23 protein-coding genes are annotated in these 24,861 nt (G+C 71.7%); 11 read left to right on the forward strand and 12 right to left on the reverse strand.

What is annotated here, in order from left to right; all coding sequences use genetic code 11:
• Positions 1-11: 11 nt before the first annotated feature.
• The gene (locus P3L51_RS14510) at positions 12-764 is read right to left on the reverse strand and encodes a DNA-formamidopyrimidine glycosylase family protein (RefSeq protein WP_354605607.1); all 753 of its coding nucleotides are present in this window, start codon (positions 762-764) and stop codon (positions 12-14) included.
• A 109-nt stretch (positions 765-873) separates the two neighbouring features.
• A complete protein-coding gene (locus P3L51_RS14515) occupies positions 874-5,568 on the reverse strand; it encodes an ATP-dependent helicase (protein WP_354605608.1) in 4,695 nt (1,564 codons plus the stop codon).
• Between the two features lie 279 nt (positions 5,569-5,847).
• Between P3L51_RS14515 and P3L51_RS14520 the strand changes: the two genes are divergently transcribed.
• From P3L51_RS14520 to P3L51_RS14540, 5 genes are all read left to right on the forward strand, one after another.
• Positions 5,848-6,696, forward strand: a complete 849-nt coding sequence (locus P3L51_RS14520; RefSeq protein WP_354605609.1) for an AraC family transcriptional regulator — start codon at positions 5,848-5,850, stop codon at positions 6,694-6,696.
• Positions 6,697-6,765: 69 nt separating this feature from the next.
• Positions 6,766-7,626, forward strand: a complete 861-nt coding sequence (locus P3L51_RS14525) for an AzlC family ABC transporter permease (RefSeq protein ID WP_354605610.1) — start codon at positions 6,766-6,768, stop codon at positions 7,624-7,626.
• Positions 7,623-7,934 carry an AzlD domain-containing protein gene (locus P3L51_RS14530; protein WP_354605611.1) on the forward strand — a complete coding sequence of 104 codons (312 nt, stop codon included), beginning with the start codon at positions 7,623-7,625 and terminating at the stop codon, positions 7,932-7,934. Before P3L51_RS14525 ends, P3L51_RS14530 begins: the two co-directional genes overlap by 4 nt.
• A gap of 111 nt (positions 7,935-8,045) precedes the next feature.
• Positions 8,046-8,240, forward strand: a complete 195-nt coding sequence (locus P3L51_RS14535) for a DUF3046 domain-containing protein (RefSeq protein WP_354605612.1) — start codon at positions 8,046-8,048, stop codon at positions 8,238-8,240.
• 25 nt (positions 8,241-8,265) lie between these two features.
• A complete protein-coding gene (locus P3L51_RS14540) occupies positions 8,266-9,507 on the forward strand; it encodes an AI-2E family transporter (RefSeq protein WP_435594447.1) in 1,242 nt (413 codons plus the stop codon).
• Between the two features lie 48 nt (positions 9,508-9,555).
• Here the strand turns inward: P3L51_RS14540 and P3L51_RS14545 are convergent, their stop codons facing one another.
• Positions 9,556-10,200, reverse strand: a complete 645-nt coding sequence (locus tag P3L51_RS14545; protein ID WP_354605613.1) for a response regulator transcription factor — start codon at positions 10,198-10,200, stop codon at positions 9,556-9,558.
• Positions 10,200-11,576, reverse strand: coding sequence for a sensor histidine kinase (locus tag P3L51_RS14550; RefSeq protein WP_354605614.1), 1,377 nt, complete (start codon positions 11,574-11,576; stop codon positions 10,200-10,202). The genes P3L51_RS14545 and P3L51_RS14550 overlap by 1 nt, the downstream gene beginning before the upstream one ends.
• A 110-nt stretch (positions 11,577-11,686) precedes the next feature.
• On the opposite strand from P3L51_RS14550, the gene P3L51_RS14555 reads away from it, so the two are divergent.
• The 5 genes from P3L51_RS14555 (at position 11,687) to recX (ending at position 17,303) form a co-directional block, all read left to right on the forward strand.
• A complete protein-coding gene (locus P3L51_RS14555; protein WP_354605615.1) occupies positions 11,687-12,451 on the forward strand; it encodes an ABC transporter ATP-binding protein in 765 nt (254 codons plus the stop codon).
• Positions 12,445-14,991: an ABC transporter permease gene (locus P3L51_RS14560; protein ID WP_354605616.1), complete on the forward strand. Its 2,547-nt coding sequence runs from the start codon at positions 12,445-12,447 to the stop codon at positions 14,989-14,991. The genes P3L51_RS14555 and P3L51_RS14560 overlap by 7 nt, the downstream gene beginning before the upstream one ends.
• A 59-nt stretch (positions 14,992-15,050) precedes the next feature.
• A complete protein-coding gene (locus P3L51_RS14565) occupies positions 15,051-15,410 on the forward strand; it encodes a dihydrofolate reductase family protein (RefSeq protein ID WP_354605617.1) in 360 nt (119 codons plus the stop codon).
• 162 nt (positions 15,411-15,572) lie between these two features.
• Positions 15,573-16,712, forward strand: coding sequence for a recombinase RecA (recA, locus tag P3L51_RS14570; RefSeq protein ID WP_354605618.1), 1,140 nt, complete (start codon positions 15,573-15,575; stop codon positions 16,710-16,712).
• A gap of 9 nt (positions 16,713-16,721) precedes the next feature.
• Positions 16,722-17,303, forward strand: coding sequence for a recombination regulator RecX (gene recX, locus P3L51_RS14575; RefSeq protein ID WP_354605619.1), 582 nt, complete (start codon positions 16,722-16,724; stop codon positions 17,301-17,303).
• A 96-nt stretch (positions 17,304-17,399) separates the two neighbouring features.
• Here the strand turns inward: recX and P3L51_RS14580 are convergent, their stop codons facing one another.
• From P3L51_RS14580 to P3L51_RS14615, 8 genes are all read right to left on the reverse strand, one after another.
• A complete protein-coding gene (locus P3L51_RS14580) occupies positions 17,400-17,834 on the reverse strand; it encodes a rhodanese-like domain-containing protein (RefSeq protein WP_354605620.1) in 435 nt (144 codons plus the stop codon).
• On the reverse strand, positions 17,831-18,454 hold the full coding sequence (locus tag P3L51_RS14585) for a cupin domain-containing protein (protein ID WP_354605621.1): 624 nt from the start codon (positions 18,452-18,454) through the stop codon (positions 17,831-17,833). The genes P3L51_RS14580 and P3L51_RS14585 overlap by 4 nt, the downstream gene beginning before the upstream one ends.
• A gap of 75 nt (positions 18,455-18,529) precedes the next feature.
• Positions 18,530-18,616, reverse strand: coding sequence for a putative leader peptide (locus tag P3L51_RS14590; protein ID WP_311605579.1), 87 nt, complete (start codon positions 18,614-18,616; stop codon positions 18,530-18,532).
• A gap of 33 nt (positions 18,617-18,649) precedes the next feature.
• Positions 18,650-20,350 (reverse strand): FAD-dependent monooxygenase, encoded by a 1,701-nt coding sequence (locus tag P3L51_RS14595; RefSeq protein ID WP_354605622.1) that lies wholly within the window; start codon positions 20,348-20,350, stop codon positions 18,650-18,652.
• 174 nt (positions 20,351-20,524) lie between these two features.
• Positions 20,525-21,457 (reverse strand): amino acid ABC transporter permease, encoded by a 933-nt coding sequence (locus tag P3L51_RS14600; protein ID WP_354605623.1) that lies wholly within the window; start codon positions 21,455-21,457, stop codon positions 20,525-20,527.
• Entirely contained in the window at positions 21,454-22,122 is a 669-nt protein-coding gene (locus tag P3L51_RS14605) for an amino acid ABC transporter permease (RefSeq protein WP_354605624.1), read from the reverse strand. Before P3L51_RS14605 ends, P3L51_RS14600 begins: the two co-directional genes overlap by 4 nt.
• Before the next feature lie 104 nt (positions 22,123-22,226).
• Positions 22,227-23,069: a glutamate ABC transporter substrate-binding protein gene (locus tag P3L51_RS14610; RefSeq protein ID WP_354605625.1), complete on the reverse strand. Its 843-nt coding sequence runs from the start codon at positions 23,067-23,069 to the stop codon at positions 22,227-22,229.
• A gap of 38 nt (positions 23,070-23,107) precedes the next feature.
• Positions 23,108-23,893: an amino acid ABC transporter ATP-binding protein gene (locus P3L51_RS14615; RefSeq protein ID WP_354605626.1), complete on the reverse strand. Its 786-nt coding sequence runs from the start codon at positions 23,891-23,893 to the stop codon at positions 23,108-23,110.
• A 252-nt stretch (positions 23,894-24,145) separates the two neighbouring features.
• Between P3L51_RS14615 and P3L51_RS14620 the strand changes: the two genes are divergently transcribed.
• Positions 24,146-24,859: a response regulator transcription factor gene (locus P3L51_RS14620; protein ID WP_354605627.1), complete on the forward strand. Its 714-nt coding sequence runs from the start codon at positions 24,146-24,148 to the stop codon at positions 24,857-24,859.
• The last annotated feature ends 2 nt before the right edge of the window (positions 24,860-24,861 follow it).

Raw genomic sequence — 24,861 nt, forward strand, 5'->3', positions numbered from 1 at the left:
CCGGACGGTTCTCAGGGGACGGGGCCCAACTGGCAGCGGGGGCACCAGTAGACGGGGCGGTCGGCCTCGGTCGTCCTGCTGACGGGGGTGCCGCAGCGGCGGCAGGGGAGGCCGCCGCGGCCGTATACGTACAGATGTCGGCGTGACCGCTCCCGGTTGGCCTCCAGAAGCTTCTTGGCGGCCGTCACCAGCCGTTCGGGGGCCGGCAGGTCACCGATGGGCAGCCAGGGGGTGGTGCGGGTGAGGAAACAGGTCTCGCACCGGAAGACGTTGCCGATGCCCGCGAGATTGCGCTGGTCCAGCAGCGCTTCCCCGACGGTGCGGGCCGGGTCGGCGAGCAGATTGCGCAGGGCGGTGTCCGGATCCCAGTCCGGCCCGAGAATGTCCGGGCCCAGGTGGCCCACCACGCTCTCCTCGTCCGCCGTGCGGAGGAGTTCGAGTACGGGGAGCCGGTAGCCGACGGCGGTGCGTTCCGCGTTGCCGAGGATCGCCCGGATCTGGTGACCGGGGCCGCCGCGCCAGCGCTCCTCGGGGCCGTACACCCGCCAGGCTCCGTCCATCCGCAGATGCGAGTGGAGGGTGAGGCCGCCTTCGACGCGGGTGAGGAGATGCTTGCCGCGCGGGGTGACGTCGAGGACCGTCCGGCCGGTGAGGTCGGAGGTCGCGAACCGGGGGACGCGGAGGTCGGACCGGGTCAGGAGCCGCCCGGCGAGGGCGGTGTGCAGGCGCTTGGCGGTCTGCAGGACGGTGTCACCTTCGGGCATGCTTCCATCATGCGCGAGATGGTCCCCGTGACGGGCGGCGTACGGGGTGTGGCGTGCGGAGATGTACGGCGACGGCCCCCCGACGGGGCGGCAGGGCTCCGGAACGGCGTCAGGCCCGCAGGCGCAGCCCTCTCGGGGTGGCGTGGAAGCCCGCCGACTCCAGGACGCGGCCCACGGGCGAGGTCAGCGCCTGCTCCCCGTTGGCCCGCTCCACCGTGACCGTACCGAGCGCGCCGGCGCGGGCGGCGGCCGCCAGCGCCTCGGCCGCCGAACGCAGCGCCACGTCGTCGGCGGCGTCCGGATGCGCCGGGTCGGGCCCGGCGGCCGGGTCACCCGGCCAGGCGAGGAGGGTCTTGCCGCCGCGCTCCATGTACAGCGTCAGGGCGCCGTCGACGAGGACGACCAGGGAGCCCGCCTTGCGGCCCGGCTTGTGGCCGGCGCCCGCCGGCGGATCCGGCCAGGGCAGCGCCGCCCCGTACGCGTTGGCGGGGTCGGCGGCGGCCAGGACCACGGCGCGCGGCGAGGGGTCGGAGGCGGCGCGATCCCTCGCTGTGGAGGCCGCGCGCAGACGGTCCACCGCGCCGTCCATGGCGAACTGGGCCGCGCCGAGGCCCTCGACGACATAGCCGCGGCGTGCCTGACCGCTGTCCTCGAAGACGGACAGCACCCGGTACACGGCCGAGAACCCGCCCTCGATGCCTTCGGAGGCGACGGCGCCGCGAGTCACCACGCCGTGCCGGTCGAGGAGTGTGCGGGCCAGGGCGTGGGCACGGCGCGTGGTGTCCGGATCGGCGGCCGGGAGCAGCGACCAGCGTCCGCTCACGGTCGGCGGCCCCGTACGGGAGGCGGGCCGGGCCGCGGCGGTGAGGGTGCCGTAACGGCCGCGTGGGACGGTCCGTTTGGCGCGGTGGGCCGTCGAGCCCGCCGTACGACCGGAGCCGAGGAGGGAGCGCAGCGGCGCCAGGGTGTCGTTGGTCAGCCGCCCCGACCAGGCCAGGTCCCAGACGGCGTCGGCCAGTTGGGGATCGGTGACATCGGGGTGCGTGGTGGCCCTTACCTGATCGGTGATCTGACGGAAGAACAGCCCGTAACCGCCGGACAGGGTGGTGAGGACCGATTCGTGCAGCGCCGTCAGCTCAAGGGGGTGCGGCGGGGGGAGCAACAGCGGTGCGGAGTCCGCGAGATAGAGGGAGATCCAGCCGTCCTTGCCGGGCAGGGCGCCGGCTCCGGCCCAGACGACCTCGCCCGTGGTGGTCAGCTCGTCCAGGAGCGTCGGGGCGTACCCCGTGACCCGGGACGGGAGCACCAGCTTCTCCAGCGCGGACGCCGGGATGGGCGCGCCCTGCAACTGCTCGATGGCACGGGCCAGTCCGTCGATGCCGCGCAGACTGTGACTGCCCAGATGCTGCCACTGCGGCAGGAACGTGGCGAGCGCGGCGGGCGGCACCGGCTCCAGCTCGTGGCGCAGCGCGGCGAGCGACCTGCGGCGCAGTCGGCGCAGGACCGTGGCGTCGCACCACTCCTGGCCGATTCCGGACGGATGGAACTCACCCTGCACGACACGGCCGCCGGCGGCGAGGCGTTGCAGGGCGCCTTCGGTGACGGCGGGGCCGAGCCCGAACCGGTCGGCGGCCGCGGAGGAGGTGAACGGGCCGTGCGTGCGGGCGTAACGGGCCAGGAGGTCGCCCAGGGGGTCCTTGACCGGCTCGGTGAACGCCTCGGGGACCCCGACGGGCAGGGCCGTGCCGAGCGCGTCACGCAGCCGGCCCGCGTCCTCGATGGCCGCCCAGTGCTCGGCGCCCCCGATCCGGACCCGGATGGCGCGGCGGGACGCGGCGAGATCCGCCGGCCACCGCGGCTCGGACCCGCGCTTCACCAACTCGGCCTCGGTGAGCGGCCCGAGGACCCGCAACAGGTCGGCGACGCCCTCCACGTCCTTGATACGGCGGTCGTCGGTGAGCCACTGCAGCTCGCGCTCCAGCTCCGCCAGGACGTCGGCGTCCAGCAGCTCGCGCAACTCCGCCTGGCCGAGGAGTTCGGCCAGCAGCCGCGAGTCGAGGGACAGGGCGGCGGCGCGGCGCTCCGCGAGGGGGGAGTCGCCTTCGTACAGAAACTGCGCGACGTATCCGAAGAGGAGCGAACGGGCGAACGGGGACGGCTCGGTGGTCGTGACCTCGACCAGCCGGACCCGGCGGGATTCGATGTCGCCCATCAGCTCGGTGAGACCGGGCACGTCGAAGACGTCCTGGAGACATTCCCGGACGGCTTCCAGGACGATGGGGAACGAACCGAACTCGCTCGCCACCTGGAGCAGTTGGGACGCCCGCTGGCGCTGCTGCCAGAGCGGTGTGCGCTTGCCGGGGCTGCGGCGCGGCAGCAGCAGGGCGCGCGCCGCGCACTCACGGAAACGGGCGGCGAACAGCGCGGAGCCGCCCACCTGATCGGTGACGATCTGCCCGATCTCGCCCCGCTCGAAGGCGACATCACCGGCGCCGACCGGCGCCTGCTCGTTGTCGTACGCCGCGTCGGGCGACATCGGGTCCTGGTCGAGGAGGTCCAGACTCATCAGATCGGCGTCGGGCAGCCGTAGCACGATGCCGTCGTCGGCGTGCATGACCTGGGCGTCCATGCCGTACCGCTCGGCGAGCCGGGCGCCGAGCGCCAGCGCCCACGGCGCGTGCACCTGGGCACCGAACGGGGAGTGGATGACGACCCGCCAGTCGCCGAGATCGTCCCGGAACCGCTCCACGAGGATCGTCCGGTCGTCGGGGACATGACCGCAGGCGCGGCGCTGCTCGTCCAGATACGCCAGGACGTTGTTGGCCGCCCAGGCGTCGAGGCCGGCGGCCACCAGCCGAAGGCGGCCGTCCTCCGGGGACAGCGCGCCCACCTCGCGCAGGAACGCCCCCACCGCGCGGCCCAGTTCGAGCGGCCGGCCCAACTGGTCGCCCTTCCAGAAAGGCAGCCGGCCCGGCACCCCGGGGGCCGGGGAGACCAGCACTTGGTCGCGGGTGATGTCCTCGATACGCCACGAGGTCGTGCCGAGCGTGAAGACATCGCCGACCCGCGACTCGTACACCATCTCCTCGTCCAGCTCACCCACCCGGCCGCCGCCCTTGCGGCCCTTGCCGTCGCCGGAACCGGCACCGGAGGCCCCGGCGAGGAACACGCCGAAGAGGCCGCGGTCGGGGATCGTGCCGCCCGAGGTGACGGCGAGCCGCTGCGCACCGGGGCGGCCCGTGACCGTGCCCGTCACGCGGTCCCACACCACACGGGGGCGCAGCTCGGCGAACGCGTCCGACGGATAGCGACCGGCGAGCATGTCGAGGACGGCGGTGAACGCAGACTCGGGGAGGGAGGCGAACGGCGCCGCGCGGCGGGCGAGAGCGAGGAGGTCGTCGGCCTGCCAGGTGTCGAGCGCGACGGTCGCGACGAGCTGCTGGGCCAGAACGTCCAGCGGGTTGGTGGGGATCCGCAGCGCCTCGATGGAGCCGGTGCGCATCCGCTCGGTGACGACGGCGGCCTGCACCAGATCGCCGCGGTACTTGGGGAAGACGACGCCCGTGGAGACCGCGCCCACCTGGTGGCCGGCCCGGCCCACGCGCTGGAGGCCGGATGCCACGGACGGCGGTGACTCGACCTGGATGACCAGGTCCACCGCGCCCATGTCGATCCCCAGCTCCAGGCTGGACGTGGCCACGACGGCGGGCAGGCGGCCCGCCTTGAGGTCCTCCTCGACGCGGGCGCGCTGCTCCTTGGAGACCGAGCCGTGGTGGGCGCGGGCGAGGAGGGGCGGGGCGCCCTTGGCGGCGCCCGACTCGGCCATGATCTCGGCGGGTGAGTGCGCCTCGGGCATGGCCTCGCCCGTGGCCCGTTCGTACGCGATCTCGTTGAGCCTGTTGCACAGGCGCTCGGCGAGGCGGCGGGAGTTGGCGAAGACGATCGTCGAACGGTGCGCCTGGACGAGATCGGCGATCCGCTCCTCGACGTGCGGCCAGATCGACGGCTTGTCGCCGTCGCCGGTGCCGCCGCTCCCGCTGTCGGCCGCCGGGGAGCCTCCCAGCTCGCCCAGATCCTCGACGGGGACGACCACCGACAGATCGAACTCCTTCCCGGAAGGAGGCTGCACGATCTCGACCCGGCGCTGGGGGGACAGATAGCGGGCGACCTCGTCCACCGGACGCACCGTGGCCGACAGGCCGATACGGCGGGCCGGGCGTGGCAACAGCTCGTCGAGCCGCTCCAGGGAGACCGCGAGGTGGGCGCCGCGCTTCGTCCCCGCGACGGCGTGGACCTCGTCCAGGATGACCGTCTCGACACCCGCCAGCGCGTCGCGCGCCGACGAGGTGAGCATCAGGAAGAGGGACTCGGGGGTGGTGATCAGGATGTCCGGCGGCTTGGTGGACATCGAGCGGCGCTCGGCGGCCGGGGTGTCGCCGGAACGGATGCCGACCCGGATCTCCGGCTCGGGCTGGCCCAGGCGGACGGATTCCTGCCGGATGCCCGTGAGCGGGCTGCGCAGATTGCGCTCCACATCCACCGCGAGGGCCTTGAGCGGGGACACGTACAGCACGCGGCAGCGCTTCCGCGCCTCGGCGGGCGGGGGCACCGAGGCCAGCCGGTCGAGGGCGGCGAGGAAGGCGGCCAGGGTCTTGCCGGAGCCGGTCGGGGCCACGACCAGCACGTCCGAACCCTCGGCGATGGCACGCCAGGCACCCTCCTGCGCGGCGGTGGGCGCGGAGAAGGCCCCGGAGAACCAGCTGCGGGTCGCGGGGGAGAACGAGTCGAGTGCGGTGCCGGACATCTCCCCATCGTGCACCCGACCACTGACAATCGCCCGGACCTGCGGGAACGGCGGAGCCCGATGTGGCGGGTGAGCGGGTCGGGTGAGCGGGTCGGGGCGCCGGAGGGGGCGTTGGCCGGGGCGTCGGTCGAGGTTTGGGCCCGGGTGCCGGCCCGGTCGCGGCTCGGGCGCGGCTCGGGTTCGGGCTGAGGTGAGCGAGGGAGTACGGGTGGGGTACGGGGCGGGGCGCGGGGAGAAACCGGGAGGTGGGACGCGGCTCGGCCGGTGCAGACTGGAGCCATGGCGGCTCGGGAGCAGGCACGACACTGGCGCTACCCGGAGCTGCCCGGCGTCGACCTCCTGCGGGCGAAATACATCAGGAAGAAGTTCGTCAGGCACACCCACGAGACGTTCGTCATCGCCGCGATCACCGACGGCGTCGACGTCTTCCACCACGGGGGCAGCGACCAGTACGCGGGCCCCGGCTCGCTCGCGCTGGTCAACCCCGACACCCCGCACACCGGCCACGCGCAGGGGCCCGAGGGCTGGCAGTACGGGGCCGTCTACCCGTCGCCGGACCTCGTCGCGGAGATCGCCGCCGAGACGACACGGATCAGCGGCGCCCCCGGCTTCGTCGCCCCCGTCGTCGACGACCCGTACACCGTCCGCCTCGTTCACCAGGTCCTGCGCGCCGCCGACGAGGGGAACGCCCTCGCTGCCGACACACTGCTGCGGGTCGCGGTCACCCGCCTCCTACGGCTGAACGGGGGCACGCTGCCACAACGTACGGTGCGGGGCGCCGGCGCCAGGACGGCGGCACGCGCGCGTGCCGTGCTGGAGCGGCGGATGGCCGATCCGCCGTCGCTGGAGGTGCTCGCCGCCGAACTGGGCACCGGCCCGTTCGCCCTGCTGCGGGCCTTCCGGGACACCTACGGCATGCCGCCGCACACCTGGCTCACCGACGCGCGGGTGCGCCGGGCCCGCCATCTGCTGGACGCCGGGACGGCCCCCGCCGAGACGGCCGCTCTCGTCGGTTTCACCGACCAGCCCCACCTCAACCGGCACTTCACCCGGATCGTGGGGGTGCCGCCCGGCGCGTACCGCAAGGAGCGGACGCCGGGTACCACCCGACCGCGCGGGCGGACGTGACGAGGGCCGCCGGACGGGGCGCAAGAACGTACAAGACAGGGCCCGAGCCCGCCCCGTAACGTCCCTGACGTGCCAGAACAGACAGCATCCGCAGACAGGCCCGACGCGGCGGGGATACCCGCCCGGTCGGCCCCGGAGACCAAGAACGAGGCGGGGACGGCCGCACCGGGCGTAACTGCCCACACGGAGCCGGGGGCCGGACCCGGCGGTGAACCCAAGCCGGATTCGGCCGTCGTCCGCGACGCGCTCGGCGTCGGCGTCGCCGTCGGCCTCTCCGGCTTCGCCTTCGGCGTGACGTCCGCCGGGGCGGGCCTCACCCTCCTACAGAGCTGCGCGCTCAGCCTCCTGGTCTTCACCGGAGCCTCCCAGTTCGCCCTCGTCGGCGCGCTGGCGGCGGGCGGCAACCCCCTGACCGCCGCGGCCGGTGCCTTCTTCCTCGGCGTACGGAACACCTTCTACGGCCTGCGCCTGTCCCAACTGCTGGCGCTACCACCCTTCGTCCGCCCGTTCGCCGCCCAGTGGGTCATCGACGAGACGACGGCCGTCGCGCTCGCGCAGCCCACGCGGCGCGCCGTGCGCATCGGCTTCACCGTCACCGGGCTGAGCCTCTACGTGCTGTGGAACCTCACCACGTTGCTCGGCGCGCTCGGGGCCGAGGCAATCGGCGACACCGACGCGTGGGGCCTCGACGCAGCGGGGCCCGCCGTCTTCCTGGCCCTGCTCGCCCCCATGCTGCGGACGACGACGGAGCGCGCGGTCGCCGCCGTCGCCGTCGTCCTCGGGCTCGGCTTCCTGCCGGTGCTGCCCGCCGGCGTGCCGGTGCTGGTCGCCGCGCTCGCCGCCCCCGCCGTGCTCTGGTTCGAGGGCCGCGGCACCGGCCGCAGGACCGGCCGTGGGACCACCACCGACCGGAAGGGAACGGACCGTTGAGTATCTGGATCGCCATCGGACTGACCGCGGTCGGCTGCTACCTCGTCAAGCTGCTCGGGCTGCTCGTACCGGCAGGCGCGCTGGAACGCCCCCTCGTCCAGCGGCTGTCCGCACTGCTGCCCGTCGCGCTCCTGGCGGCTCTCACGGCGCAGCAGGTCTTCGGCGACGGCGCCGGCGCCCTGGTCGTCGACGCCAGGGTGGCCGGGGTCGCCGCGGCGGGGCTCGCCCTGCTGCTGCGCGCCCCGTTCCTGGTCGTCATCGCGGCGGCCGTCGCGGTGACCGCCGGAGTACGCGCCCTGGGCGGCTGACACCCGGCGCGTGGCTGGGCGGCCAGCCGCCGTCCTTGAGCCGCGCCCGCGAGAGGGAGCGGAGAGGGCCGTCCTCGTCGGTGAACCAGCGGCGGGCGGGATACTGGTGGCATGCGGTTGACGATTTTCTGGGAACGGATGGCGGACCACTTCGGCCCCGCGTACGCGGACTCCTTCGCGCGCGACCATGTGATGACGGAGCTGGGCGGCCGTACGGTGCACGAGGCCCTCGCCGCCGGCTGGGAGGCGAAGGACGTCTGGAGGGCGGTCTGCACCGCGATGGGTGTGCCCGCCGACCAACGGTGACGTCCGCGTACGCGAGACTGGCTCCGTGGCACTGACCGACGAAACAGCCCAGGAACCTCAGCCGTCCACCCCACCGCCGCCGCCTGCCGCGGCGGGGAACGGCGGTGAGTCCGCCCGCATGCCCCGCTGGCTGCCACGCGCCATGGTGCTCGCGCTGACGCTCGTCGCCTGTTTCCAGCTGGGCAGTTGGGCGTTCCACCAGCTCATCGGACTGCTGATCAACATCCTGATCGCCTTCTTCCTGGCCCTGGCGGTGGAGCCGGCCGTCAGCCGGATGGCATCGCGCGGCGTACGGCGCGGACTCGCCACCTTCCTGGTCTTCTTCGCCGTGCTGGTCGCGAGCGTCGGTTTCGTGGTGCTGCTCGGTTCGATGCTCGCGGGGCAGATCATCGAGATCGTCGAGGAATTCCCCCAGTACCTCGACTCCCTGATCAACTGGATCAACCAGAACTTCCGTACCGAGCTGTCACGGGTGGCCGTCCAGGACAGCCTGCTCCACTCCGACTGGCTCCAGAGATACGTCCAGAACAGCGCGAGCGGCGTGCTCGACATCTCGACCACCGTGCTCGGCGGCCTCTTCCGGCTCCTGACGATCTTCCTGTTCTCGTTCTACTTCGCCGCCGACGGGCCGCGGCTGCGGCGCACCGTGTGCTCCGTCCTGCCCCCGGCCAAGCAGGTCGAGGTGCTGCGTGCCTGGGAGATCGCGGTCGACAAGACCGGCGGCTACATCTACTCGCGCGGACTGATGGCGCTCATCTCCGGCATCGCGCACTACATCCTGCTGGAGATCCTCGGCATCCCGTACGCACCGGTGCTGGCGGTGTGGGTGGGTCTCGTCTCGCAGTTCCTGCCGACCATCGGCACCTATCTGGCCGGCGCCCTGCCCATGCTGATCGCCTTCACGGTGGACCCCTGGTACGCGGTGTGGGTGCTCGGATTCGTCGTGATCTACCAGCAGTTCGAGAACTACGTCCTCCAGCCCAAACTCACGGCCAGGACCGTCGACATCCATCCCGCCGTGGCCTTCGGCTCGGTTGTCGCCGGTACGGCGCTGCTCGGGGCCGTCGGCGCGCTGATCGCCATCCCCGCGATCGCGACGCTCCAGGCGTTCCTCGGGGCGTACGTGAAGCGCTACGACGTCACGGACGACCCGCGCGTGCACGGGCACCGGCGCCGTGGCAGCGGGCGCACGCTGGCGCGGATACGCCGGACGCTGCGACGCGGCACCGCGCGCGTGAGGCCGCCCCGCGCGGAGGGCGGTGCCTGACGGCCACGAAGGAGCCCTTCGCGTGAAGGCCTCTTTGGAAGGCGGACCTCAGCCGCGCAGGTAGGCGAGCACGGCCAGGACGCGGCGGTTCGTCGCGTCGGTCAGTGAGAGGTCGAGTTTGGTGAGGATGCTGCCGAAGTGCTTGCTCACCGTCCCCTCACTGACATGCAAGGCCGCGGCGACGGCCGCGTTGGACCTGCCCTCCGCCATCAGCGCCAGTACTTCCTGTTCGCGCGGTGTCAGCCTCGACAGAGGGTCGCGCCGGTGCCTGAGCAACTGCCGTACGACCTCGGGGTCCACCACCGTGGCCCCCTCGGCGACGCGGCGGACGGCGTCGACGAACTCCTCGACGTGCCCGATCCGTTCCTTGAGCAGATAGCCGACGCTGGTGCCGTCGGAGGAGTCGAGCAGTTCTTCGGCGTACGCGCGCTGCACGTACTGGCTCAGCACGAGGATGGGCAGCCGCGGCTGCCGCTCGCGCATCTCCAGCGCGGCCCGCAACCCTTCGTCGGAGAACCCCGGCGGCATGCGCACGTCGGTCACCACGATGTCGGGACGGTGCTCGGCCACCGCCGCGGTCAGCTCGTCGGCGGTCCCGGCCTCGGCGACAACCTGGTGTCCGAAACGTTGGAGCAGGCCGGTGAGTCCGTCCCGCAGGAGCACGCTGTCCTCGGCCAGCACGATGCGCGACATCAGGTCCTCGTTCGGGTGGGAGTGCGGGTGGAGGCGGCGGCCGCCTTGGTCGTGGTCGCGGTCGTGGTCGCGGGCTTCGTGGCCGTGCCGGTGGGGGCGTCGCCGGGCGGGCAGGGAATCCGTACGCGGAACACGGTGGGGCCGCCGACGGGGCTGGAGACCAGCAGCCGGCCGTCGAGCACCGAGATACGGTCCGCCACCCCCTGAAGGCCGGTGCCGCCGGAGAAGTCCGCGCCGCCCGCCCCGTCGTCCCTGACCTCCATGACCAGCTCGCCGTCGGCGATCCTGCCGCACACCTCCGCGCGGCCTGCCCCACTGTGCTTGGCGACGTTCGCGAGCGCCTCGGAGGCCGCGAAGTACGCCGCCGTCTCGACCGATTCGGGCAGCCGCCCCGGCAGGTCGAACCGTACGTCGACCGGCACCGTCGACCGGTCGGCGATGTCCTCGACCGCGTCCTTCAGCCCCCGGTCGGTGAGCACCTGGGGGTGGATGCCGCGGATCAGTTCCCTGATCTCCACCAGCGCTGTGCCCGCCTCGTCGTGCGCCTTGGTGAGGAGGCCGCCCAGCGGCTCACCGGGGTTCTCCAGCCTCGCCAGGCCGAGCGTCATCGACAGGGCCACCAGCCGCTGCTGCGCGCCGTCGTGGAGATCCCGCTCGATCCGGCGGCGTTCCGCCTCGAAGGCGTCCACCAGCCGCATCCGGGACCGGCCCAGCTCCCGGATGCGGGAATCGACGGCGGCGTCACGGGAGGACAACAGCTGTCTGGTCAGCGCCGCGCGCCCGGCGGCCACCAAACCCAGTGGATAGGCGAGGACGGGCAGCAGGAGCGCACCGACCAGCGCCGCCGCGAAGGCCTGCGGATACGAGCCGGCCAGCCAGATCTTCAGTACGCGGGCCTCCTCGCCGCCGCCGACCGTGGCCATGACGACGGGCGTGGCCAGCAGGCCGCCGCAGACGACGAGCGCTGTTCCCAGGACCAGCGCCTCCAGGGGCCACAGCACGAACGCGAACAGCAGCGCGTAGCCCAACTCCCGCCACGTGGCGGGCTCTTTGAGACGGAGCCGGACCCAGGCGGCCAGGCCCGTGCCGTCCGGCTCGCGGTGCGGATCGACCAGTACGACGGGGTCGACCAGCCGCAGCCGACGACGCTCCAGCGCGGCCAGCGGGATGCCCGCGAGCGTCAACATCAGCAGCAGCGGTACGCCGATGAGGACCACCGCCAGCGCGCTTCCCGTGACCGCCAGCAGGAGCAGTGAGACCAGGGTGGCGAGACCGACCAGGACGCCGCTCAGCAGGTACGCCGCGGAGCGCCACGGCCAGGTGCCGAGGAGATACCGGGGCGACCGGAGGGCCTGCCAGAGGCTGGGGGAGTGCATGGACGCACGGTAGGCGGGCGCCGTACGGGGCGGCCACCCAGCTGGCTCCACCTTTCGCCCCCTACGCAGCTGCGATGTGCGCGGCGAGCGGCGCGGCTTGAGTGATCACCATGAACAAAGCGGCGATGAACAGCGTCACCACGGACGACACGGCGGTCCGGCTCAGTTCGGTCACTCGCTCCTACGGGAAGGGCGCGGCGGCGGTGACCGCGCTCGACCGGGTCACTCTCGACATACCCAAGGGCACCTTCACCGCCGTCATGGGGCCCTCCGGCTCAGGCAAGTCCACCCTGCTCCAGTGCACGGCCGGACTGGACCGGCCCACCAGCGGCACCGTGATGCTCGGGGACGACGACCTGACCTCGCTCAGCGAGAACAGGCTGACCCTGCTGCGGCGCCGACGCATCGGCTTCGTCTTCCAGGCGTTCAACCTGCTGCCCTCGCTCACCGCCGAACAGAACGTGGCGCTTCCGCTGCGCCTGGCCGGCCGCAGACCGAAACGGGGCGCTGTTCTCGACGTACTGGACCAGGTGGGGCTGCGGGACCGCGCGGGGCACCGGCCCAGCGAACTCTCCGGCGGCCAGCAGCAGCGGGTGGCGCTCGCCAGGGCGCTGGTCACTCGTCCCGACGTGATCTTCGGGGACGAGCCGACCGGGGCGCTGGACTCCCGGACCGGCCGGGAGGTTCTGACCTTGCTGCGGGGCATGGTCGACGGGGGCCAGACAGTGATCATGGTGACGCACGACCCCATGGCGGCGTCGTACGCGGACCGGGTGCTGTTCCTGGCGGACGGCAGGGTGCGGGACGCGCTCGACTCCCCGACCGCCGACCGGGTCGCCGAGCGGATGACCGCCCTGGCGGTGGCCTCGTGCTGAGGCTGATGCTCCCAGGGATGCGGGCCCGCTGGGTCACCTTCGTCGGGTCGTTCGTCGCCCTGGCCCTCGGGGTGGGGCTCATCGCCGCCACCGGGCTCGCGCTGGCGGCCACGTTCCAGGCCCCGCACCGGGGGCCCGAGCGTTTCGCCGCGGCTCCGGTGGTCGTCAGGGCCTCGGACACCCTGCGGGTCGTCACACCGGTCGGTGAGCGTACGCAGCGCCTCACCGATCCACGGGCGGTGCCCGCCGGGTTGGCCGCCGAACTCGCGCGGCTCGGCCGGACGGTGGAGGACCGGACGTTCCCTGTGTCGTTCGCCGACGCCTCCTTGGGAAGCGGCGCCGACCGTACGGACGATGAGGGCGACGGGGCGGTCGGGCATCCGTGGTCGGTCGCGGCGGCCACGCCGTACCGGCTCACAGGTGGTCGCGCGCCCGCGACGTCCGGCGAGATCGTCGTCGCGGTGGCGCCTCGTACGCGGGACCGCTCCGGTGGCGCGGCGGTCGGCGACCACGTGCGGGTCGTCACCCCGGCGGGGGCCGAGAGCCGCACCGTCGTCGGCACCGTGGCCGCGACGGACTTCGAGACCGCCGTGTTCTTCACCGACGAGGAAGCCGCCCAACTCTCGCCCCGTATCGACGCGTTGGTGGTGCACGCGGACGTGACCGCCGTACGAAAGGCCGTACGAAAGGCCGTACGCGGCACCGGATCCGGGATCGATGTCCTGACCGGCGACGAACGCCGCAGGGCCGATCCGGACCCGGACCGGGGCAGCGAGGCCCTGGTCTCGGTCAACGCGCTGCTGGGTACGGCGGCGGGCATCACCTGCTTCGTCTCCGTCTTCGTGGTGGCGTCGACCTTCGCCTTCGCCGTGGCCCAGCGCAGGCGCGAGTTCGGTCTGCTCCGTACAGCGGGCGCCACCGCGCGACAGATACGGCGGACGGTGTTCGCCGAGGCGGTTCTCGTCGCCGTACCGGCCTCGGCCGCCGGCTGCCTTTTCGGCCGCCTCGGCGCGCCGCCGCTGGCCGCGTGGATGGTCGACAGCGGTATCGCACCGTCCTGGTTCGCGATCGGCGACCAGACCTGGCCGCTCCACACGGCCTTCTGGACGGGCCTGTGCGTGGCGATGGCGGGCGTCCTGATGTCCTCCTGGCGGGCGGGACGGATCAAGCCCACAGAGGCGCTGCGTGAGGCCGCGCTCGACAGCCGGGCCATGCCCCCGAGCCGCTGGTTGCTCGGAGCCCTCGTCCTGCTGGCGGGCCTGGGACTGCTCGTGTGGTCGCTGGCCACCGATCCCGGCGAGGCGCTCAAGAGAAAGACCTACACGACCCGGCCGATGCTGCTGATCGTCGGATTCGCCCTGTACGCACCGGTGTTGGTGCCGCCGCTGGTCAGGCTCGTCACCTGGCTCCCCGCCCGGCTGCCGGGCGCCACCGGCCTGCTGGCGCGGGAGAACGCGGCGACCGGGGTGCGCCGTACGGCGGCCGTCGCCGCTCCCGTGCTGATCACCGTCGCGCTCGCCGCCTCCCTCCTGGGTACGACGGCGACGATCAACGAGGCCAAAGCCCTTGAGGCCGCGACACAGACGACCGCCGACTACGTCGTGGCGGCGCCGGACGAGGAGGGCGCGCTGCCCGCCCCGTTCGTGGCACGGGCGCGGAGCATCCCCGGCACGGCCGTGAGCGTCTCCCGCTCCACCACCGTGACCGTCCTCGAAGAGGGTGTCGCGCTCGTCACGTCCGAGGCCAGAGCCGTGGACCCGGCCGATCTCGCGGCGGTGTCCCGGCTGCCGGTGGCGTCCGGCCGGGTGGCCGACCTCGATGACGGCGGCATCGTCGTCAACGAGGAGTGGCTGACCCGGACGGTCGGACAGCGGGTCAGGGTCTGGCTGGGCGACGGCAGCGAGGTGACTCTGCGGATCGTGGCGGTGCTCCGGACCGGCACCGGTGGCAACGGCGTGTACGTGACCCCGCGCAACGCCCCCGGCGCCACGGTCGACCGCGTCGACGTCAAGCTGCGTGACGGCGCGGACGCCGCCGCTGTCGACGGCGCGCTGCGCGAGGCGGGACGGGCGACGGGGACGACCGTCCTCACGAAGGACGGGTGGATGGCGCGGAGCCATCCCCGCTCCAGTGAGAGCACCCGGCTGGGGCTGCTGCTGATTCTGGGGATCGCACTGCTGTACACCGGGATCGCGCTGGCGAACACCCTGGTCATGGCGACGGCCGACCGGGTCGGCGACCTCGCGGTGCTCCGGCTGACCGGGGCGACCAAGCCCCAGGTGCTCCGCCTGGTCGCGGCCGAGGCCCTGGTGGTCGTGGCCGTGGGCTCCCTCCTCGGCGCCGCCGTCGCGGGCCTGAATCTTCTCGGCCTGCGGGGCGCCCTCGCGCTGCTCTCCGTCCGGTCGCCCCTCGTCGTGCCCTGGGTGAGCCTGGGGGCGATGGTGGCGGCGAGCGCCGCACTGGCGGTGGTGGCCGCCGTCGTACCCGCGCTGACGGCGCTGCGCACGAGGCCGGTCGAATACGCGGGGACGCGCGAGTAGCCGCACCGCCGCGGGCGCCGCGATGTCGCGTCGAGTTCCGCCGGGCGCGGGAGTTGTCAGTGGTGCACGACGACAACCGGCCGCGGAGGTCCGCCCCGGCGGAGGAGTCGGCGGCCCGGACCGACGACACCACGGGCGTCGGCGCGTATCTCGACCCGGTGTCGGAGTACGTGGTCTCCCGCACGCTGGGGGACCCCGGCCGGCAGCACACCACGGTGCTGCGGGGCGACGTCCGTGACCAGGTCCGGGAGCTGAAGGCCGGGCCGGGCGGGGACGTCGTGACGACGGGCGGCGTGACGCTGCCCCGGGGCTCGTCGCGGCCGGACCGGTCGACGAGTACCGGCTGTTCGTGTATCCGGTGGTCCTCGGGCGCGGCCGGCGCAACTCACGCACGCGACACGCCCGCGGGATGCTCTTGACACCAAAATCGAACAAGCATTCTCATGGACTTCGGGCCGGTTGGCCGGGGTCCCGGAGCCGGAGTTATCCACAGGCCGGGGGGACGTCGAGGCCCATTGTCAGTGGCAGGGGATAGCGTCTTCGATGTGAAGCGATCGACACAAGCAAATCGGGTGGAACCCATGGCAGGATCCGACCGCGAGAAGGCGCTGGACGCCGCTCTCGCCCAAATTGAACGGCAATTCGGCAAGGGCGCCGTGATGCGCCTCGGCGAGCGGCCGAACGAGCCCATCGAGGTCATCCACACCGGATCGACCGCGCTCGACGTCGCGCTCGGCGTCGGTGGTCTCCCGCGCGGCCGTGTGGTGGAGGTGTACGGGCCGGAGTCCTCCGGCAAGACGACACTGACGCTGCACGCGGTGGCGAACGCCCAGAAGGCGGGCGGCACGGTGGCCTTCGTGGACGCCGAGCACGCGCTCGACCCGGAGTACGCGCAGAAGCTCGGCGTCGACATCGACAGCCTGCTGCTGTCCCAGCCGGACAACGGCGAGCAGGCCCTGGAGATCGTGGACATGCTGGTCCGCTCCGGGGCGCTCGACCTCATCGTCATCGACTCCGTCGCGGCCCTGGTGCCGCGCGCGGAGATCGAGGGCGAGATGGGCGACTCCCACGTGGGTCTTCAGGCGCGGCTGATGAGCCAGGCGCTCCGGAAGATCACCAGTGCGCTCAACCAGTCCAAGACCACGGCCATCTTCATCAACCAGCTCCGCGAGAAGATCGGCGTGATGTTCGGCTCGCCGGAGACCACGACCGGTGGCCGGGCGCTCAAGTTCTACGCCTCGGTGCGGCTCGACATCCGTCGTATCGAGACGCTGAAGGACGGCACCGACGCCGTCGGCAACCGCACCCGCGTCAAGGTCGTCAAGAACAAGGTCGCGCCCCCCTTCAAGCAGGCCGAGTTCGACATCCTCTACGGCCACGGGATCAGCCGCGAGGGCGGTCTGATCGACATGGGCGTGGAGGAGGGCTTCGTCCGCAAGGCCGGCGCCTGGTACACGTACGAGGGCGACCAGCTCGGTCAGGGCAAGGAGAACGCCCGCAACTTCCTCAAGGACAACCCCGATCTCGCCGACGAGATCGAGAAGAAGATCCTGGTGAAGCTGGGTATCGGCGTGAAGCCGGAGGAGCCCGCCGCAGGGCCCGCGGTGGACGCGGCCGGTGGCGCTGCCGCGACAGGTGCCCCGGCCGACGACACGGCCAAGACGGTGCCCGCTCCTGCCACCAAGGCCAAGTCGGCCAAGGCGGCGGCGGCAAAGAGCTAGTTCGGCGCCGTGCCTTACGCGAAGAGGCGGCGAACTGAGCGGCAGGGCGGCAGCCCCGACTCGTCGAGGGCCGAGAAGGAGCTGCCGCCCCAGGACCCGGCGGAGCGGGCGCGGGCGATCTGTCTGCGCCTGCTCACCGGGAACCCCCGCACCCGGAAGCAACTGGCGGACGCGCTGGCGAAGCGCGACATCCCCGAGGATGTCGCGGCGGAAGTCCTCTCCCGCTTCGAAGACGTGGGACTGATCAACGACGCGGCGTTCGCCGACGCGTGGGTGGAGTCCCGGCACCACGGCCGGGGCCTGGCCCGCCGCGCCCTGGCGCGTGAACTGCGCACCAAGGGTGTGGACTCCGAGCTGATCGACGAGGCGGTTGGGCAGCTCGACTCCGAACAGGAGGAGGCGACCGCACGGGAGTTGGTCGCCCGCAAGCTCCGCTCCACGCGTGGCATGGAGCGGGACAGACGGGTACGCAGACTCGCGGGGATGCTGGCACGCAAGGGATATCCGCCGGGCGTGGCCCTGCGGGTGGTCAAGGAGGCACTGGAGGCGGAGGGCGAGGACACGGAAGGACTCGACGAGGGCATCTACTGAGTCCGGGAAGCCGGGAGCAGTGGGCAGCCGGGAGTACGACGAACGAAACCCGGCCCGCGCGGGGGCGGCCGGGCTCGGGCCGCGTGACCGACCGGCTCAGTGCGAGACCGGCAGTCCTTCCGCCTTCCACGCCTGGAAGCCGCCGACGAGGTCCGTCGCGCGGTGCAGCCCCAACTGGCGCAGCGAGACAGCCGCGAGACTCGACGCGTACCCCTCGTTGCAGATCACCACGACGCGCAGATCGTGGCTCGTGGCCTCCGCGGCCCGGTGGCTGCCCTGCGGGTCGAGGCGCCACTCCAGTTCGTTGCGTTCGACGACCAGCGCGCCGGGGATCAGTCCGTCGCGGTCCCGCAGTTCCGCGTACCGGATGTCGACCAGCAGCGCACCGTCCTCGGCCGCGGCGAAGGCCTCGCGGGGCTCGATCCGGTCGAGTCCCTCGCGGACGCGGTCGAGCAGTTCATCTATCCCCACAGGCGTCTCGGGTCCCGTGGGCCGGGTCTGTCCCGCCCGCTCTGCCGGCCCGCCGCTCACTGCCACTCCTGCGGACGCTCGACCTGCTCAAGGCGGAGCACCGCGCCGGTACGGCTGTAGCGGCGCATCAGCGGCAGCGGCGGATAGTAGGCGTGCACCGATACGGCGTGCTCCGAGTCCGACTCGTTGCGCACCTCGTGCACATGGTGGCTGCCGAACGCCCTGGCGTCGCCCTTCGCCAACTTCCGCTCCCGGTCGACCCCTTCGGCCAGCTCCAGCGTCTTCCAGCCCTCGGTGGGCAGCCGAGCGGCCAGCGAGTCCTCCTGGAGCGTGCCGCCCGCCGTGGCGAAGGCGCCGTACGAGCCACCGTGGTCGTGCCAGCCGGTCCCCGTGCCGGGCGGCCAGCTGATGATCCACGCCTCGCTGCCGGCCGGGCCTTCGAGACGGATCCAGGTACGGCCCTCGGGGTCGAGGGGCAGGGTGGAGACAAGCTCGCTGTCGGCCGCCGTACGACGGACGAAGGCGAGCAGCTCGGCCTGCGTGGGAACGGCGGAGGGAGCGGGCGCCGTGCCCTCGACGGGCGCGACGGCCTCGGCGGCGACGGCCCGGGGAACAACAGCCTGCGCCGCGAGGGCAGTTGATGCCGAGGCGGGCGCGGGGGTGTCGAGAGAAGGAGACATGAGGACCGTCCTGGAAGTTCGCGGGGGCGCGCCGTCATGTGCCGACACGACGAGCGCTACGAGAAGGGGGCGAATTCAGCAGGACGGACGACACACGCAGCCCGCATAGCGGACCAGGTCCATATGGACCCTCCGCCACAGGCGTACATCGGTGTCAGTCACGCTCCGGAGTACACCATGTGATCACGACGACGGTCAATTGATGTTCGCGGTTCGATCCGGTCGGCCGGAGCGATCTTTCGCCGCAGAGGCCTCGGGAGCGCCCCCACGTGCGGCGTCGGCCGCCGCGTACAGCTCGTCGGGACGTACGCCGCCGAAGGCCGCGACCAGGTGCCCGTCGGGCCGTACGAGCAGCACCGAGTGCGCGGACGCCCCCGGGTAGCTCTCGGTGACCAGCAGCTCGGCCGGTGAGGGCAGCGCCGCCACGGCCTCGGCGAGCCTCGGCATCACGCCCGCGGTCAGCCAGTGCCGCCGGTCCCACACACCCGTCCCCGGCGCGACCAGCACCACCAGCGCCCTGCCCCTGCCGAGCCGGTCCCGCAGCCGTACGGTCATGCCGTCGGGCGCCGTCACGAGCACGTCGTCGACGGGCGCCCCCGTCCGGGTGTCGACCGTCGTGTGCGCCTCTGTGTACGGAGGCGCGAGGGGGGAGTGCGGGTACGCGGGGGGCGCGCCCAGTGGCCCGTTCCCCAGGTGCCCGTCGGCGAGCAGGGTGTCATGGCCGCGCGCGGTGCCCGGAAGGTACGTGCGCAGCCCTCCGCCGCCCCGAAGTATTGTCAGCGACTGGTCGGCCGCCCGCAGCCGTGCGGCGACGGCCGTACGGCGTTCCGCCTGATAGCTGTCCAGCAGCGTCTCCGACGCCCCGTGGTGCCAGGCGTGCGCCAGCTTCCAGCCCAGGTTCTCGGCGTCCCGCAGCCCCTCGTCCAGCCCTTGCGTGCCCAGCGCGCCCAGCAGGTGCGCGGCGTCCCCGGCGAGGAACGCCCGGCCGACGCGCCAGCGCCGCGCGAGCCGGTGGTGCAGCGTGTACACGCCGGTGTCGAGCAGGTCGTACCGCGGCGTCTCGCCGCACCAGCCCGCCAGGGTGTCCCGTACCCGCGCCACCAGCGCCTCCGGCGTGACCAGGTCGCCCCGGGCCGGCAGCAGCCAGTCCAGCCGCCACACGCCGTCGGCGAGCGGCCTGGCGGACACCTCCTGGCCGCCTCCCCGCCACGGCGGCTGACGGTGCAGCACCGCCTCACCGGGCCAGGGAAGTTCGACACGGAGCGCGGCGACCGCGTGCCGTTCCACCGCTGTACGGCCCGGGAAACGGACGCCCAGGAGCTTGCGGACGGTGGACCTGGCACCGTCGCAGCCCACCACATGGCTGCCGCGCCACCAGGTCGCCCCGGGGCCGCGGGTGTGCGCCGTGACGCCCCGCGCGTCCTGCTCCAGCGAGTCGAGCCGGCTGTTCGTCACCATCCGCACCAGGTCGTGCCGGGCGGCGGCGTCCCTGAGGCCACGCGTCAGGGCGTGCTGGGGGAGGTGTAAGGGCGAGGGGAACACCGCGTCGCCACGTTCTCCGTCACCGGCCGCGCCGCCCGCACCGGCATCCGTACCACCGGCCCCGCTCGTGCCACCGACCTCGTCGGCATCACCGAGCGGCAGCTGCCGCATCTGCTGCTTGCGCCGCAGTTGTCGCCAACCGACCCACAGGGCCCCTTCGTCACGGAGTGTGGAGCAGCCCAGCCGCGCCATCAGAGCGGCGGTGTCGGGCCGCAGCACCGCCGTACGGGCCGGGCGCGGGTCGTCGTCGCCGGCTCCCTCGTCCAGCACGATGGTGGGAACGCCCTGGGTGGCGAGGCACAGCGAGAGCGCGAGCCCCACGGGGCCCGCGCCGACGACGATCACCGGGTCCACGGCGCGACCCCTCCGGCCCGTACGGTCATGTGGCGATTGGCGGTTGGAACCCGGGGAGCGATCACAGAACGTATGCAACCTACTGCGGGTGCTTGCGTCAAGTGACGGAGGCAGCGACGCCGCGCGCCGCTGCCTCCGCCGGGTCCATCGGCCCCGTTTCCGGGACCGTCGGGACTAGCCGCCGCCGCTTCCGCCGGTGGCTTGGTCCGTCTTGTTCACCGGGTCCAGCCCCGCCGGCGTACCCGTGGCACCCAGATCATCCATGGTCGCGCCGGTCAGGACGGCCCCGGTGCTCCGCTTGGCCCGGCGCAGCCGCTTCTCCAGCCAGGACGCGAACGTCGTGAGCAGGAGATTCAGCAGGATGAAGATCACCGCGACGACGATGAAGCTCGGGATGACGTTCCCGTAGTTCGCGGCGAGCGTCTTACGCGCGCTGAGCAACTCGGTGAAGCTGAGCAGCGCGCCGCCGAGTGCGGTGTCCTTCACGATCACGACGAGCTGGCTGACCAGCGCGGGCAGCATCGCGGTCACCGACTGCGGCAGCAGGATGCTGCGCATCGTCTGGCCCTTGCGCAGGCCGATCGCCTTGGCGGCCTCCGTCTGCCCCTTGGGCAGCGACAGGATGCCCGCGCGGACGACCTCGGCCAGAACGGACGCGTTGTACAGCACGAGGCCGGTGACGACCGCGTACAGCGGGCGCATGTCGGAACTGATGTCGGTGTACTCGGAGTAGTACTGGTTCGCGAACACCATCAGGATCAGCACGGGGATCGCGCGGAAGAACTCGACGACCACGCCGGCCGGAACTCTGACCCACCGGTGGTCGGAGAGCCGCGCGATGCCGAAGAGGGCTCCCAGCGGCAGTGCGATGACCAGCGCGAGTGCCGCGGCCTTGACGGTGTTGGCGAGGCCGGGCAGCAGATACGTCGTCCACGCCTGGGACTCGGTGAAGGGGCTCCACTTCACCCACTCCAGCTGACCCTTGTCCTCCATGGCGGAGTAGACCCACCACAGGCCCAGGGCCAGGACGACCACGAACAGCACCGAGTAGATGATGTTGCGCCGCTTGGCGCCGGGACCCGGCGCGTCGTACAGAACGGAAGTCATCGCTTCACCGCCACTCGCTTGGCGACCCAGCCGAGGATGAGACCGGTCGGCAGTGTCAGGACCACGAACCCGAAGGCGAAGATCGCCGAGATGAGGATGAGTTGCGACTCGTTCTCGATCATCTCCTTCATCAGGAGGGCCGCTTCGGCCACGCCGATGGCCGCGGCCACCGTCGTGTTCTTCGTCAGGGCGATCAGCACGTTGGTGAGAGGCCCGATGACGGAGCGGAACGCCTGGGGAAGGATTATGAGGGACAGGACCTGGGTGAAGTTCAGCCCGATGGCCCGCGCCGCCTCCGCCTGCCCGACGGGCACCGTGTTGATACCGGACCGGATGGCCTCGCAGACGAACGCCGCCGTGTAGGCGGTCAGTCCGAGAATGGCCAGCCGGAAACTCAGGGCGTCGAAGTCGTCGGCCGCGCCCAGAGTGATGCCGAAGATGTCGGCGAGACCGAGGGAGGAGAAGACGATGATGACGGTGAGGGGAATGTTCCGGACCACGTTGACGTACACCGTGCCGAAGCCGCGCATCAGCGGAACCGGGCTCACCCGCATCGCGGCGAGTATGGTGCCCAGGACGAGGGAGCCGATACCGGAGAAGACGGCGAGCTGCACCGTTACCCAGAACGCCCCTAGCAGGTCGTAACCTTCAAGAAAGTCGAACACGATCTCCCGCGCTCTCGCGTTTGTTGATGGCGTGGCGCGCCACCCTCACGGGGCGGCGCGCCACATCTGCGCCGAATGAGCCGATGAATTCACGGCCCGTCGATTCAGCTGACGATGTTGCCGATCTTCGGGGCGGGCTCGTTCTTGTACTCGGCCGGACCGAAGTTGTCCGTCACGGCCTTGTCCCAGGCCTTGTCCGCGACCATCTTCTCGAGGGCGGCGTTGATGTCGTCGGTGAGCTTGGTGTCGCCCTTCTTGACACCGATGCCGTAGTTCTCGTTGCTCAGGCTGAGACCGGCGAGCTTGAACTTGCCCTTGTTCTGGTCCTGCGAGGCGTAACCGGCGAGGATCGAGTCGTCCGTGGTCAGCGCGTCGACGGCGCCGCTGGCGAGCGCCTCGATGCACTCCGAGTACGTGGCGTTCTGCTTCAGCTGGGCCTTCGGCGCGAAGTCGTCCTTCACGTTCTGCGCGGACGTGGAGCCCGTCACGGAGCAGAGCTTCTTGCCGTTGAGGTCCGCGCCCTTGCTGATGTTGTCGTCGGCGCGGATCAACAGGTCCTGGTGGGCGAGCAGATACGGGCCGGCGAAGTCGACCTTCTGCTTGCGCTCGTCGTTGATCGAGTAGGAGGCCGCGATGAACTTCACGTCGCCGCGCTCGAGTGCGGTCTCACGGTCCGCACTCGGGGTCTCCTTCCACTCGATGTCCTTCGCCTCGTAGCCGAGCTCCTTGGCGACGTACGTCGCGACGTCGACGTCGAAGCCGGTGAAGGAACCGTCCGGGGTCTTCAGCCCGATACCGGGCTGGTCGAACTTGATACCGATGGTGATCTTCTTGCCACCACCGTCACCCTCGTCGGACGAGTCGCTGTCGTCGGAACCACACGCGGTCGCGGTGAGGGAAAGGGCCAGTACGGCGGCGGCGGCAGCACTTGCTTTGCGGAGATTCATGGTCAACATCCTTCGTTGTCTCGAAAGTTACGGGCAGCTCAGTGGTGCAGGATCTTCGACAGGAAGTCCTTGGCGCGGTCGCTGCGAGGGTTGGTGAAGAACTGCTCCGGCGTCGCCTCTTCGACGATCTGGCCGTCCGCCATGAAGACGACCCGATTCGCGGCGGACCGCGCGAAGCCCATCTCGTGGGTGACTACGACCATGGTCATGCCGTCACGTGCGAGCTGCTGCATGACTTCGAGCACCTCGTTGATCATCTCCGGGTCGAGCGCCGAGGTCGGCTCGTCGAAGAGCATGACCTTGGGCTCCATGGCCAGCGCGCGGGCGATCGCGACGCGCTGCTGCTGGCCACCGGAGAGCTGCGCAGGGTACTTGTCCGCCTGGTTGGCCACACCGACGCGGTCGAGCAGGGTCCGGGCGAACTCGTCCGCGGCACCCTTGTCCTTCTTGCGGACCTTGATCTGTCCCAGAGTGACGTTCTCCAGGACGGTCTTGTGCGCGAAGAGGTTGAAGGACTGGAAGACCATGCCCACATCGGCGCGCAGTCGGGCCAGCTCCTTGCCTTCGGCGGGCAGCGGCTTCCCGTCGAGCGAAATGCTGCCGGAGTCGATCGGCTCCAGACGGTTGATGGCGCGGCACAGTGTGGACTTGCCGGACCCGGAGGGCCCGATCACGACGACGACCTCGCCACGGGCGATGGTCAGATCGATGTCCTGGAGCACATGCAGCGCGCCGAAGTGCTTGTTGACGTTGCTCAGCACGACCAGGTCGCCCGACGCCGGCCCGGCGCCCTCGGTTTCCTTGGTCACTGAAACTCCGCTCATCGGCTTCTTGCTCCGTCCTCCTCGGTTGGGGAGGACCCTAGTCACGCACTGCGACCAGCGTCATTACATCTGAGGGGAAATTGAGCATAACGATCCGGCCGCAACCGGACACACCGTGTGAAGACGGCCGGTTCGGAGTACCGGGTGGGTAACGGAAACCGCCCGTTAACGGGAAGTGACTTGACTGGTGCGGCAGCCATGGGCGTGGATGCCCTGGTACGTACTGTGACGGACACACCACGGAGGAGGGCCATGAGGCTGCTGCTCGTCGAGGACGACGACCATGTCGCAGCGGCCCTCGCCGCGGTACTGGCGAGGCACGGATTCGATGTCACGCACGCGCGCAGCGGCGAAGAGGCATTGCAGGCCCTGCTGCCGGTGACCGACGGGACGAAGTCTCCTTACGGAGTCGTACTCCTCGACCTCGGGCTGCCCGACCAGGACGGCTACGCGGTCTGCGGCAAGATCCGGAAACTCTGCGCGACCCCGGTGATCATGGTGACGGCGCGTGCCGATGTCCGGTCCCGGATCCACGGGTTGAACCTCGGCGCGGACGACTACGTCACCAAGCCGTACGACACCGGGGAGTTGCTCGCCCGGATCCACGCCGTCAGCCGGCGCAGCGTCGGCGGCGAGGAGGCCGGGGCGGTCGGCGGGGACTCACTGCGCCTCGGACCGGTCACCATCGAACTGTCCACCCGCCGCGTCACCGTGGACGACGCCCCCGTGCAGCTGACCCGCAAGGAGTTCGACCTGCTCGCTCTCCTCGCGCAGCGTCCGGGCGTCGTCTTCCGGCGGGAGCAGATCATCAGCGAGGTGTGGCGCACCAGCTGGGAGGGGACCGGCCGCACGCTCGAAGTGCATGTGGCGTCCCTGCGTTCCAAGCTCCGGATGCCGGCGCTGATCGAGACCGTGCGCGGTGTCGGCTACCGCCTCGTCGCCCCCGCCGCTCATCAGGGACCGTAGTA

Source organism: Streptomyces panacea (assembly GCF_040560175.1).
Taxonomy (GTDB): Bacteria; Actinomycetota; Actinomycetes; order Streptomycetales; family Streptomycetaceae; genus Streptomyces; species Streptomyces panacea.

Excerpts from the sequence above, each read along its gene's own strand:
- P3L51_RS14510 (WP_354605607.1), bottom strand. The coding sequence starts at position 764 with ATGCCCGAAGGTGACACCGTCCTGCAGACCGCCAAGCGCCTGCACACC.
- P3L51_RS14515 (WP_354605608.1), bottom strand. The coding sequence starts at position 5,568 with ATGTCCGGCACCGCACTCGACTCGTTCTCCCCCGCGACCCGCAGCTGG.
- P3L51_RS14520 (WP_354605609.1), top strand. The coding sequence starts at position 5,848 with ATGGCGGCTCGGGAGCAGGCACGACACTGGCGCTACCCGGAGCTGCCC.
- P3L51_RS14535 (WP_354605612.1), top strand. The coding sequence starts at position 8,046 with ATGCGGTTGACGATTTTCTGGGAACGGATGGCGGACCACTTCGGCCCC.
- P3L51_RS14545 (WP_354605613.1), bottom strand. The coding sequence starts at position 10,200 with ATGTCGCGCATCGTGCTGGCCGAGGACAGCGTGCTCCTGCGGGACGGA.
- P3L51_RS14550 (WP_354605614.1), bottom strand. The coding sequence starts at position 11,576 with ATGCACTCCCCCAGCCTCTGGCAGGCCCTCCGGTCGCCCCGGTATCTC.
- P3L51_RS14555 (WP_354605615.1), top strand. The coding sequence starts at position 11,687 with ATGAACAAAGCGGCGATGAACAGCGTCACCACGGACGACACGGCGGTC.
- recA (WP_354605618.1), top strand. The coding sequence starts at position 15,573 with ATGGCAGGATCCGACCGCGAGAAGGCGCTGGACGCCGCTCTCGCCCAA.
- P3L51_RS14585 (WP_354605621.1), bottom strand. The coding sequence starts at position 18,454 with ATGTCTCCTTCTCTCGACACCCCCGCGCCCGCCTCGGCATCAACTGCC.
- P3L51_RS14600 (WP_354605623.1), bottom strand. The coding sequence starts at position 21,457 with ATGACTTCCGTTCTGTACGACGCGCCGGGTCCCGGCGCCAAGCGGCGC.
- P3L51_RS14610 (WP_354605625.1), bottom strand. The coding sequence starts at position 23,069 with ATGAATCTCCGCAAAGCAAGTGCTGCCGCCGCCGCCGTACTGGCCCTT.
- P3L51_RS14615 (WP_354605626.1), bottom strand. The coding sequence starts at position 23,893 with ATGAGCGGAGTTTCAGTGACCAAGGAAACCGAGGGCGCCGGGCCGGCG.
- P3L51_RS14620 (WP_354605627.1), top strand. The coding sequence starts at position 24,146 with ATGAGGCTGCTGCTCGTCGAGGACGACGACCATGTCGCAGCGGCCCTC.